This window comes from Sphingomonas sp., assembly GCF_019749955.1.
In the GTDB taxonomy this organism is placed as follows: domain Bacteria; phylum Pseudomonadota; class Alphaproteobacteria; order Sphingomonadales; family Sphingomonadaceae; genus Sphingomonas.
In genome coordinates, this window is record NZ_JAIEPC010000092.1 from 1 (window position 1) to 11,803 (window position 11,803).

General features: G+C 64.5%; 8 protein-coding genes. 1 reads left to right on the forward strand and 7 read right to left on the reverse strand.

What is annotated here, in order from left to right; all coding sequences use genetic code 11:
• Positions 1–1,833 (forward strand): aminopeptidase N (gene pepN / locus K2W81_RS14440; protein ID WP_294105538.1); only part of this gene is annotated, 1,833 nt, incomplete at its 5' end.
• Between the two features lie 258 nt (positions 1,834–2,091).
• Here pepN and K2W81_RS14445 read toward each other — a convergent pair.
• The 7 genes from K2W81_RS14445 to K2W81_RS14475 form a co-directional block, all read right to left on the reverse strand.
• Positions 2,092–2,463 (reverse strand): tRNA-binding protein, encoded by a 372-nt coding sequence (locus K2W81_RS14445; RefSeq protein ID WP_294105540.1) that lies wholly within the window; start codon positions 2,461–2,463, stop codon positions 2,092–2,094.
• Positions 2,463–3,134: a glutathione S-transferase family protein gene (locus K2W81_RS14450; RefSeq protein ID WP_294105544.1), complete on the reverse strand. Its 672-nt coding sequence runs from the start codon at positions 3,132–3,134 to the stop codon at positions 2,463–2,465. The genes K2W81_RS14445 and K2W81_RS14450 overlap by 1 nt, the downstream gene beginning before the upstream one ends.
• 39 nt (positions 3,135–3,173) lie before the next feature.
• A complete protein-coding gene (gltB, locus tag K2W81_RS14455; RefSeq protein ID WP_294105547.1) occupies positions 3,174–7,682 on the reverse strand; it encodes a glutamate synthase large subunit in 4,509 nt (1,502 codons plus the stop codon).
• Positions 7,679–8,203 carry a DUF2059 domain-containing protein gene (locus tag K2W81_RS14460; protein ID WP_294105548.1) on the reverse strand — a complete coding sequence of 175 codons (525 nt, stop codon included), beginning with the start codon at positions 8,201–8,203 and terminating at the stop codon, positions 7,679–7,681. The genes gltB and K2W81_RS14460 overlap by 4 nt, the downstream gene beginning before the upstream one ends.
• On the reverse strand, positions 8,200–9,636 hold the full coding sequence (locus tag K2W81_RS14465; RefSeq protein WP_294105551.1) for an NAD(P)-dependent oxidoreductase: 1,437 nt from the start codon (positions 9,634–9,636) through the stop codon (positions 8,200–8,202). The genes K2W81_RS14460 and K2W81_RS14465 overlap by 4 nt, the downstream gene beginning before the upstream one ends.
• Before the next feature lie 161 nt (positions 9,637–9,797).
• Positions 9,798–10,607, reverse strand: a complete 810-nt coding sequence (locus K2W81_RS14470; protein ID WP_294105554.1) for an undecaprenyl-diphosphate phosphatase — start codon at positions 10,605–10,607, stop codon at positions 9,798–9,800.
• A gap of 48 nt (positions 10,608–10,655) precedes the next feature.
• Positions 10,656–11,588, reverse strand: a complete 933-nt coding sequence (locus K2W81_RS14475; RefSeq protein ID WP_294105557.1) for a complex I NDUFA9 subunit family protein — start codon at positions 11,586–11,588, stop codon at positions 10,656–10,658.
• Between the last annotated feature and the right edge of the window lie 215 nt (positions 11,589–11,803).

Here is an 11,803-nt window from a genome sequence, read left to right on the forward strand (position 1 = left end):
AACATCGTCGCGGTCGATGATTTCAACTTCGGCGCGATGGAGAACAAGGGGCTGAACATCTTCAACAGCCGCTACATTCTCGCTGATCCCGACACCGCGACCGATTACGACTATGACGCGATTTCAGCCGTCGTCGCGCATGAATATTTCCACAATTGGTCGGGCAATCGCGTCACCTGCCGCGACTGGTTCCAGCTCTCGCTCAAAGAGGGTTTCACCGTCTATCGCGACCAGAGTTTTTCGGCCGATCAGGGATCAGCCGCGGTCAAGCGGATCGAGGACGTCCGGGGCCTGCGTGCCGCACAATTCCCCGAGGATGCCGGGCCGCTCGCGCATCCGGTGCGCCCCGAAAGCTATATCGAGATCTCGAACTTTTATACCGCGACAATCTACAACAAGGGTGCCGAAGTCATCCGCATGATGGCGACGATCCTGGGCGCGGAGAAGTTTCGCGCAGGCACCGATCTCTATTTCGATCGCTTCGATGGCACCGCCGCCACCTGCGAGGATTTCGTCGCGAGCATGGAGGCGGCAAGCGGCGTTGACCTCACCCAGTTTCGCCGCTGGTACAGCCAGGCGGGGACGCCCAAGGTCGGTGCCACGCTGCGCCACGATGCCGCTGCCAATGCCGCGACCCTGACGCTCACCCAGTCGCTCGGGCCCACACCGGAGCAGGTCGACAAGGCGCCGATGGTGCTGCCGATCCGCGTCAAGCTGTTCGGCAGCGCGAGCGGTCGCCCGCTCGGCGACGAGCGGCTGGTGCTGCTGACGGAGGCCGAGCAGTCGGTGACCTTCGACGGTGTCGACGAGCCACCGCTGCTGTCGATCAACCGGCAATTCTCGGCGCCGGTGACGGTCGAGACCGATCGCTCGGCAACCGAACTCGCGCTGCTGTCGGCGCACGACGACGACCCCTTTGCGCGCTATGAAGCGATGCAGCAGCTCATGCTCGACACGCTGGTGACGAGCGTCGCGAGCGGGCGGGGGCTGCATGACGCGGTGATCGCGGCGGTGCGCGAAACATTGCGCAATGCGGCGCTCGACCCCGCCTTCATTGCCGAAGCCGTGCTGCTGCCCTCCGAAGCCTTTATCGGCGATCAATTGCCGGTGGTCGATCCCGAAGCGGTATTTCGCGCGCGCGATTCGCTCCGCCGCGATCTCGGCAAGGCGCTCGAAGCCGATTGGCGCGCGGCCTATGCGCAGGCCGCCGCGACGGGTGCGTTCGAATACACCCCCGAAGCCAAGGGATTACGGCGGCTGAAGAGCGTCGCGCTCGGCTATATCGCCGCGTCTGGCGCGGGTGACGCTGCCGAAATCGCGTTCCGCCAGTTCGAAACCGCCGACAATATGACTGACCGCCAAGGCGCGCTGGCGACGCTCGCCAATGGCGCGTCGAACACCCGCATCGCCGCGCTCGACATTTTCTACAATCGCTATTCGGACAATGCGCTGGTGCTCGACAAATGGTTCTCGACGCAGGCGCTGTCGAGCCGCGACGACACGCTCGACAGCGTGATCGAGCTGGCCGGGCACCGCGACTTCACGCTCACCAACCCCAATCGCGCGCGCGCGCTGGTGGGGGCGTTCAGCGTCAACCAGCGCGCCTTCCATGCGGCGGACGGGCGCGGCTATCGCTTCGTCGCCGATCAGCTGATCGCGCTTGACCGGATCAACCCGCAGACCGCCGCCAAGCTGTTGCCCCCGCTCGGCCGCTGGAAGCGCTTTACGAGCGACCGCGCCGCGCTGATGCGCGCCGAGCTGGAGCGGATCCTCGCGGCACCCGGGCTATCGCGCGACAGCTACGAACAGGCATCGCGGAGTTTGGCGGACTGACGAGCACGTCTCGGGCTGGCTTCATCGTCAAATCCTCCCCCGCCAGGGGGAGGTGGCGCCGAAGGCGACGGAGGGGGAGGTCAGCGGCGCCCTTTCAGATTGAGCTGCGTGCTTCCTCCCCCTCCGTCAGCTTCGCTGACACAGGGCCGGGTCGCCCGTGCCCCCGGCACGGGCTTGGATTGCCGGGGGCAATCCAACCTGACCCTCCCTGGCGGGGGAGGATTAACAAGGCAGCCATCGATGCAAATCATTGCGCGCTCAGAACAACCGCCCGCCACTCGGCACCGGCCCACTCGGCCGCACCAGCACCACTTTCCCTTCCGCATCCGGAAATCCCAGCGTCAGCACTTCGGACATGAACTTGCCGATCTGGCGCGGCGGGAAATTGACGACGGCGGCGACTTGCGTACCGGGCAAATCCTCCAGCCGATAATGCTCGGTGATCTGCGCTGAACTCTTCTTCACGCCAATGACCGGACCAAAATCGATCGTCAGCTTATACGCCGGCTTGCGTGCTTCGGGATAAGGCTCGGCGCGCACGATCGTCCCGACGCGGATATCGACCTGCAGGAACGTTTCGAACCCGATTTCAGCGGCGGCGGGCGCAACTGGATCGGGCGTCAAATGCATCAGAAATCGACATCGTCATAGTAACTCGGCGGGGCAATGCCCTCCATGCGCTCGCTCAGAAGCGGGCGAAAGGAAGGCCGACTCTTGAACCCCCGATACCAGCGCGCGGTTTGGTCGTGCCCTTTCCAGTCGATGCCGCCGAGATAATCGGCGACCGAAATCTGCGCAGCGGCGGCCAGATCGGCGAGGCCCATCGTCGCGCCGCCGATCCAGGTGCGATGATCGAGCAGGAAATCAATATAGTCGAGCTGGCCGATCGCCGCCTTCATCGCTTCGCGCAGCACCTTGGCGTCGGGCGCGGCGCGGTGGACGACACGCTTGATCATCCGTTCGTGGAGCAACGGCGCGGTCACTTCGTGATAAAATTGGTGATCGAACCACGACATCAGCCGCCGCGTCTCGGCGCGATTGGCGGCGGTGCCGTTGATCATTGCCGCCTGCTCGACGGTTTCCTCAAAATATTCGCAGATCGCGGTCGAATCGATCAGCAGAATATTGCGGCTTGGATCGACCATCACCGGGGTCTGGCCCGCCGGGTTCATGTCCATGAATTCGTCGCGCCGCAGCCAGGGTGATTCGCGGATCAGATCATAGCCGACCCCCTTTTCACCCAGAAGCAGACGGACCTTGCGCGAAAAGGGACAAAGCGGGAATTGATAAAGCTGCCACATGCTGCCGGTCTAGGCCAAGCGCCGCGCCCGCGCCAAGGCCTATTCGGCGGCGATGGCCTCAAGCCCGTCGTCAAGCGGGTGGGGCAGCCGTGTCAGCATTTCCTTCGGCACGACTTGCCAAAAATGCCCTGCCACCCGGTCCCATTCGTCGATCAGCGTCGCGGCCCATTTGCTGTCGGTGGCGTCGGCATGCGCGCGGATCAGGTTGAACAGCACCGATTCCCAGTGCAGCGAGGCGATGCGCTGCCAGGTGATGCTGTCGGGATTGGCGCGGCGCGCGAAGCTGCCAGCGGGATCGTAAACGAACGCCATCCCGCCACTCATCCCCGCGCCGAAATTGGCGCCGACTTCGCCGAGCACCACGGCGATGCCGCCGGTCATATATTCGCAGCCATTCGCGCCGCAGCCCTCGACCACGACTTCGGCGCCCGAATTGCGCACCGCGAACCGCTCGCCCGCTTGCCCCGCCGCGAACAACTTGCCCGCCGTCGCGCCATAGAGAACGGTGTTGCCAATGATCGTGTTGTGTTGGCTGACGAGGGTCGAGCTCACCACCGGGCGCACGACGATGATGCCGCCCGACAGCCCCTTGCCGACATAGTCGTTGGAATCGCCGAACACTTCGAGCGTGATCCCCTTGCACAGGAACGCGCCGAGCGATTGCCCCGCCGATCCGCGCAAACGCACATGGACATGCCCGTCGGCCAGCTTCGACATGCCGAAGGTGCGCGTGATCTCGCTCGATAGCCGCGTGCCAACCGCGCGGTGGGTGTTGCGCACCGAATAGGTGAGTTGCATCTTCTCGCCGCGCGAGAACACAGCGGCGGCATCGCGGATCATCTGCGCGTCGAGGCTGTCGGGCACTTCGTTGCGCCACGTCGTCAGACTGAAGCGGCGCTGATCGTCGGCGGCGTCGACCTTGGCGAGGATCGGGTTCAGGTCGAGATCGTCGAGATGCTCGGCCCCCCGGCTCACCTGGCGCAGCAGCTCGGTGCGACCGATCACATCATTGAGGCTGCGCATGCCGAGCCGGGCGAGAATATCCCGCACTTCCTCGGCAATGAAGGTCATCAGGTTGATGACCTTTTCGGGACTGCCGTCGAACTTCGCACGCAGCCGCTCGTCCTGCGTGCAGACGCCGACCGGGCAGGTGTTCGAATGGCATTGGCGCACCATGATGCAGCCCATCGCCACCAGCGACAGCGTGCCGATCCCGAATTCCTCCGCGCCCAATATGGCTGCGACGACGATGTCGCGCCCGGTGCGAAGCCCGCCATCGGTGCGCAGCCGGACGCGGTGGCGCAGGCCATTGAGGGTCAGCACCTGATTGACTTCACTCAGGCCCATTTCCCACGGCGTGCCGGCATATTTGATGCTGGTCTGAGGGGAAGCCCCCGTGCCGCCGACATTGCCCGATACGAGGATGACATCGGCATGCGCCTTGGCAACGCCCGCCGCGACCGTGCCGATCCCCGCCGACGACACCAGTTTAACGCAGACCCGCGCGCGCGGATTGATCTGCTTCAGGTCGTAGATGAGCTGCGCCAGATCCTCGATCGAATAAATGTCGTGATGCGGCGGCGGCGAGATCAGCGTCACGCCGGGGGTTGCATGGCGCAGCTTGGCGATCAGCTCGGTCACTTTGAAGCCGGGGAGCTGGCCGCCTTCGCCGGGCTTGGCGCCTTGCGCGACCTTGATCTCGATCTCCTCGCAGGCGTTGAGATATTCGGCCGTTACGCCGAAGCGTCCGCTGGCGACTTGCTTGATCGACGAATTGGCGTTGTCGCCATTGTCGTACGGCGTGTAGCGGCTGCTGTCCTCGCCGCCTTCGCCTGACACCGCCTTGGCGCCGATGCGGTTCATCGCGATCGCCAGCGTCTCATGGGCTTCGGGGCTGAGCGCGCCGAGCGACATGCCCGGTGTCACGAAGCGTTTGCGGATTTCGGTAATCGCCTCGACCTGATCGACCGCGACGCCTTCGGTCGGGTAATTGAATTGCAGCAGATCGCGCAAATAAACCGGCGGCAGATCGGCGACGCCGCGCGAGAATTGCAGATAGGTCGAATAGCTGTCCTTGGCGACCGCGCTTTGCAGCAAGTGCATCAGCGGCGCCGAATAGGCATGCGTCTCGCTGCCCGCGCGCTGGCGGTAATAGCCGCCGATCGGCAAGGTCGCGACGGGCGCCGCAAACGCCGCATCGTGCCGCAACCGCGCCGACAGATGCAGCGAGATATAGCCTTCGCCCGAAATCTTGGCCGGCATGCCAGGGAACAGATCGTTGACCAGGCTGCGCGACAGCCCGACGGCTTCGAAGTTATAGCCACCGCGATAGCTGGAGATCACTGCGATCCCCATCTTCGACATGATCTTGAGCAGACCATCCTCGATCGAGGTGCGATGGCGGGCGATGCATTGCTCGATCGTCAGCGCGCCGAACAGCCCGCGCGCGTGGCGATCAACGATCGCGGCCTCGGCCAGATAGGCATTCACCGTCGTCGCGCCGACGCCGATCAGCACCGCGTAATAATGCGTGTCGAGGCATTCGGCCGTGCGGATGTTGACGCTGGCATAGGAGCGCAACCCCTCACGCACCAAATGCGTGTGGACGGCCGCCGCCGCGAGCACCCCGGCAATCGCGATCCGGTCCGGCCCGACGGCTTCGTCGGTCAGGAACAGGTCAGTGCGGCCCTCGCGCACCGCTTGCTCGGCCTGCGCGCGGATATCCTGGATCGCGGCCCGCAGCGTCTCCGGCCCGCCACCTGCATCAAACGTGCAGTCGATCTCGGCGGCTTGCGGGCCGAAATGCACTTTCAGCCGATCCCAATCGGCACAGGTCAGCACCGGCGAGTCGAGCACCAGCACCCGGCTTTGCGATCCTTCGGTGTCGAGGATATTGGCCAGATTGCCGAAGCGCGTGCGCAACGTCATCACGCGGCGTTCGCGTAAAGGGTCGATCGGCGGGTTGGTGACCTGGCTGAAATTCTGGCGGAAAAACTGGCTGATCAGGCGCGGCTTGTCGGAGATAACGGCGAGCGGCGTGTCGTCGCCCATCGAGCCAATCGCTTCCTTGCCCTCCACCACCAAAGGCGCGAGGATCAGCTCCATATCCTCCAGCGTCTGCCCGGCAGCGATCTGACGGCGGATCAGCTCGGGCCGGTCATAGCGCCGCAGCTCGGGCGTGATTTCGGGCAAATCGTCGATCGTCAGATAATCGCCGATCATCGCGGCATAATCGGCTTCCGCTGCGATCCGGTCCTTGACCGCGTGATCGCCGAGCACTTCGCCCGCATCGAGATCGACCGCGATCATCTGGCCCGGTCCGAGCCGACCCTTTTCGATGATCGTCGTCTCGGGCACCACCACCATCCCGCTTTCGCTGCCGACGATCAGCAATCCGTCGTTGGTTCGGGTGTAGCGCAAGGGGCGCAAAGCATTGCGATCGACCCCCGCGACCGCCCAGCGGCCGTCGGTCATCGCGAGCGCGGCGGGGCCGTCCCACGGCTCCATCACGCTCGCCAGATATTGGTACATCGCGAGATGCTCAGGTGGCATTTCGACTTCGTCTTGCCACGCTTCGGGGACGAGCATCAGCTTGGCCGTCGGTGCGTCGCGGCCCGACCGGCAGATCGCTTCGAACACCGCGTCAAGCGCGGCGGTGTCGGAAGCCCCCGCCGGGATCACCGGCTTGATGTCCTCGCTATGCTCGCCGAACGCGAGGCTCGCCATCTTGATCTCGTGGCTGAGCATCCAGTTCTTGTTGCCGCGGATCGTGTTGATCTCGCCATTATGCGCGAGGCACCGGAACGGCTGCGCGAGCCACCACTGCGGGAAAGTGTTCGTCGAATAACGCTGGTGGAAGATCGCGACCCGGCTTTCGAAACGGGTGTCGCGCAGATCGGGGTAGAAGACCGACAGGCTCTCGGCGAGGAACAGGCCTTTGTATATAATGGACCGGCACGACAGCGAGCAGATGTAGAAGCCTTGGATTTGCGCCGCGATCACGCGCTTTTCGATCCGGCGGCGGATCAGATACAGGTTCTTTTCAAACTCATCGAGGTTGCCAGCGGTCAGGCTCGGTCCCGCGATCATGATCTGCTCAATCTCGGGCCGCGTCGCCTGCGCCTTTTGGCCGATCACCGACACATCGACCGGCACCTGGCGCCAGCCGTAAATGGTATAGCCTTCCTCTATAATCGCGGATTCGACGATCGTGCGGCACGCCTCCTGCGCCGACAAATCGGTGCGCGGCAGGAAAATCATGCCGACCGCGAGCCGGTTGGGCATCGGCCGGTGCCCCGACAGCGCAATCGCATCGTCGAAAAAGGCGGTCGGCAAGTCGATCAACAGGCCCGCGCCATCGCCGGTCTTCCCATCGGCGTCGACCGCGCCGCGATGCCACACGGCCTTCAGCGCCTCGATCGCCGATTGCACCACGCGGCGGTTGGGCTTGCCGTCAGTCGCGGCGACAAGGCCGACGCCACAAGCATCGGACTCCATGTCGGGGCGGTACATCCCCTCGGCGGCAAGGCGGGTACGCTGGTCGATCATTGGCTTCCGTTGCTTGCTAGCTGCTTTTCAACATTTTGTGCGGCCTCAATGCCCGCCTCGGCCCCGATTGTCCTGCCAACGTCGATACCGCGTGATTGCGCGACCCGGAGTATGCCCACCCACTTACGACCTGTCGGCGTGTCCAGAAAATGCTCTAGTTCTTCAAGCTCACCGGGCGTCAGCGCCGTGCTGTATGCTTTCGCCAGCGCGTCAATCAGAACGGGCAGCCGTTGCGTGAAGGCTGCAACGTAGTTTTCCGCTAGTGCCTTGCGGGCCGCAGCGGCACGAGCGGGGTTCGCCGCAGCGCGCGCGAGTGCTGGCGAGAGTTCGGGCCTCTCCATCACTTCATTCATCACTTGCAGCGCATAAACATCGGCTAAAGCTGGCAAAGCGCCGCGCGTTTGCGCTTCGGTGCCCATTTTTGCGACCACGCGCCGGGCAACTTCCAGCGTTTCGGGTGTCTTCGCCGTCGCTGCGACCGGCATCGCGATCATGATGAGCGCTAGAATTCTAATGATCACGCCGCCTTCCTCTCGGCCGTTTTCGCACGCAGATACTGCCCCATTTTCGCCGCGACATCGCGCCCGTCGCGGATCGCCCATACGACCAGGCTCGCGCCGCGCACGATGTCGCCCGCGGCAAACACACCGGGCAGGTTGGTCTGCATCCCCGGCTGGTCGATCACCACCGTGCCCCAGCGCGTAACGCGCAGCTCGGGTGCGCCGAACAGCACCGGCAGCGGCTCGGGATCGAACCCCAGCGCTTTGATGACGAGATCAGCGGGCAGCTCCTCCGCCGCACCCGGATCGGGCTCGGGCGCGCGACGCCCGCTGGCATCGGGGGCGCCGAGCCGCATCTTGCCGACGCGCACGGCACTCACCGGATCGCCCGAAAACCGCTCGGGCGCCGACAGCCAGACGAACTCGACGCCTTCCTCCTCGGCATTGGCGACTTCGCGCTGGCTGCCCGGCATGTTCGCGCGGTCGCGGCGGTAGAGACATTTGACTGATGCTGCACCCTGCCGCACGGCGGTGCGCACACAATCCATCGCCGTGTCGCCGCCGCCGATCACCAACACATGTTTGCCCGAAGCATCGAGCGCGCCCGAATCGAAATCGGGTACATCGTCGCCAAAACCCTTGCGGTTCGATGCGATCAGATAGTCGAGCGCGTCGATCACCCCGCCCGCATCGACCCCCGGCGCCTTGATCGCGCGCGGCTTGTACACGCCGGTTGCGATCAGCACGGCGTCGTGGCGGTCGCGCAGCTCGGCAAGGCTCGCGTCGCGGCCAACCTCGAAATTCTGGTGGAAGACGATCCCGCCTTCAGCCAGCCGCTCGATCCGCCGCATCACCACCGGCTTTTCGAGCTTGAACCCCGGAATGCCATAGGTCAGCAGCCCGCCCGCGCGGTCGTGCCGGTCATAGACATGCACCTCATGTCCGGCCGCGCGCAGATATTCCGCCGCCGTCAGTCCCGCCGGTCCCGCGCCGATGATGCCGACCGATTGCCCAGTGGGCCGCCCCGGCACCAGCGGCTCGACCCAACCATTTTCCCACGCCGTGTCGGTAATGAACTTTTCGACCGCGCCGATCGTCACCGCGCCGTGGCCCGAAAATTCGATGACGCAATTGCCTTCGCACAGCCGGTCCTGCGGGCAGATGCGACCGCAAATCTCGGGCATGGTCGAGGTCGCGTTCGACAGCTCATAGGCTTCGCGCAGCCGCCCCTCAGCGGTCAGCCGCAGCCAGTCGGGGATGTGGTTGTGCAGCGGGCAATGCACCGAGCAATAGGGCACACCGCATTGCGAGCAGCGCGCGGCCTGCTCCTCGCCGGCCGCCTCAGCATAGCGATCAGCGATTTCGCGGAAATCCTCGGCACGCAGTTCGGGGTCGCGCTTGGCCGGATAGGCCTGCGCGGTTCCCACAAATTTCAGCATCGACTCGTTCGCCATCACGCCGCCTCAAAAGTCAGCGCGCAGCTTTATGGTTGTTCTGGAGCCGAGTCACGCATTTACGTGACGAAAAGACAGTATTTATGTCCTAAATGTCACGACACGCCCACACTGGCGCAAGAATCCCTCGCCTCACCGAGACAAGAAAGACCGTTTCGGTCCTATTTGGCCAGCAGCCAGATCAGCGCGGCGCTGCCGACGACGATGCGGTACCAGGCAAATGGGCCAAATCCGTGCTTGCCAACGATGCCGACGAACCAACGCACCACGATCACCGCGACCAGAAATGCGACCACAAAGCCGATCGCAATCCCGCCGATGCCGACGCCATTGGTCGCCGTCAGCGTGTCGCGGTGGCTGGCCAGTTCAACGACACTCGCGCCGAGCATCGTGGGAATCGCGAGGAAAAAGCTGAATTCTGCCGCCGTGCGCCGCTCGACGCCCAGGCTTAGCGCGCCCAAAATCGTCGCGCCCGACCGGCTGACGCCCGGAATCATCGCGAGGCATTGCAGCACGCCGATGCCCAGCGCGGTTTTGGCCGGAATGCCGGAAATGCTCTTGGCCTCGCCCGGCTTCACCAGCCGCTCGATCACCAGAATGGCGACCCCGCCAACGATGAGCGCGACCGCAACGACGATCGGGTTGAGCAGCAGCGCCTCGATCTGCTTGCGAAAGGCGAGGCCGATCACCACGGCGGGGATGAACGCGATCAGCAAATTGGTCACGAACTTCACTGCACCGGGCTCGCGCTTGATCAGCCCCTGCATCACCGCCCAAAACGTCCGCCAATACAGCACGACGACGGCAAGAATCGACCCGAGCTGGATCACGATGTTGAACAGCTGCCACTTGCCATCGTCATAGCCGAGCAGCGCGCCCGCCAGGATCAAATGGCCCGTCGAGGAGACGGGCAAAAACTCGGTAATCCCCTCGACAATGCCGAGCAGGATGATCGTCAGAATATCGTGCACAAGGCCCCCAGGCGCGATCGCAATCGCCGTAAAATCGACATTCCCCGCTCAGGCGGCAGCGGGCGTGAAGCGGCCGTTGCGGCGATATTGCACCAGCCAACCCGGCGCGACCGTCGCCATTGGCGTCGGCGCAATGCCGAACGCCGCCAGCCCCGCCGCGCCCGGCGCGACCACATTGTCGCTTTGCAGCATCTTCCACTGGTCGCTGGTGATCGGCGCGCCGGGCAGGAAGCCCAGTGCCGCGATCATCGCTGAAATACCGTCGGGCAGGTCGATGATCATCGGCTTCTGGCCGGTCTGCGCCGCGATCCAGTCGATCAGCGCGCGCATCGACACGATGTCGGGGCCGCCGAGTTCATAGGTCTCGCCGCCGAATTGCTCCGGCGCGGCGAGCGCGGCGACGACGGCCTTGGCGACATCGCCGACATAAACGGGCTGGAATTTCGTGACGCCGCGCACCACCGGCATGACGGGGGCCGAGGCAATCATCGCGGCGAAGCGATTGACGAACTGGTCTTCGCGCCCAAACACGATTGACGGGCGCACAATCGTGGTGCCCGGGAAGGCGGCGCGCACCGCTGCCTCGCCGTCCCCCTTGCTGCGGCCGTAGGCCGAAATCGACGCCGAATCGGCGCCGATCGCCGACACATGCACCAGCGCGCCGACACCGGCTGCTGCTGCCGCTTCGGCGACATGGCGCGCGCCATCGACTTGAAAAGCCTGAAAGTCACCCTTCAGAATGGCGACCAGATTGACCACGCCATCGCTGCCCTGAATCGCGCGCGCGATCGATTCAGGCTTGCGGACGTCGGCGGCGACGAATTGCATCTGCCCAAGGCCACCGAGCGGCTTCAGGAACAGCGCCGATTTGGGGTCGCGCTGGGCGATCCGCACGCGCGCACCCTGTTCGAGCAATGCCTGCGCGATATAGCGGCCCAGAAAGCCGCCGCCACCGATCAGCGTTATCAGCTTGTCGTTCATGCCGTTCCTCTGGCTCGATCCCGTTGCCGCCCCCATGCCGCCGCCCCGGTCAAACGGCAAGAGCCAAGGCCACCGATGGCTTATTGACAATGCCGCCACGCCTCCCCTAGAGCGCGCGGCCTACCTGACGTACAAGTCTTCTGGGGCCCAGATGGCGGAATTGGTAGACGCACCAGCTTCAGGTGCTGGCGCTCGCAAGGGCGTGGAGGTTCGAG

What these genes read in the sequence shown, in the direction of transcription:
- K2W81_RS14465 (WP_294105551.1), bottom strand. Translation starts at nt 9,636, where the DNA reads ATGGCGAACGAGTCGATGCTGAAATTTGTGGGAACCGCGCAGGCCTAT.
- K2W81_RS14475 (WP_294105557.1), bottom strand. Translation starts at nt 11,588, where the DNA reads ATGAACGACAAGCTGATAACGCTGATCGGTGGCGGCGGCTTTCTGGGC.
- K2W81_RS14450 (WP_294105544.1), bottom strand. Translation starts at nt 3,134, where the DNA reads ATGTGGCAGCTTTATCAATTCCCGCTTTGTCCCTTTTCGCGCAAGGTC.
- K2W81_RS14445 (WP_294105540.1), bottom strand. Translation starts at nt 2,463, where the DNA reads ATGCATTTGACGCCCGATCCAGTTGCGCCCGCCGCCGCTGAAATCGGG.
- gltB (WP_294105547.1), bottom strand. Translation starts at nt 7,682, where the DNA reads ATGATCGACCAGCGTACCCGCCTTGCCGCCGAGGGGATGTACCGCCCC.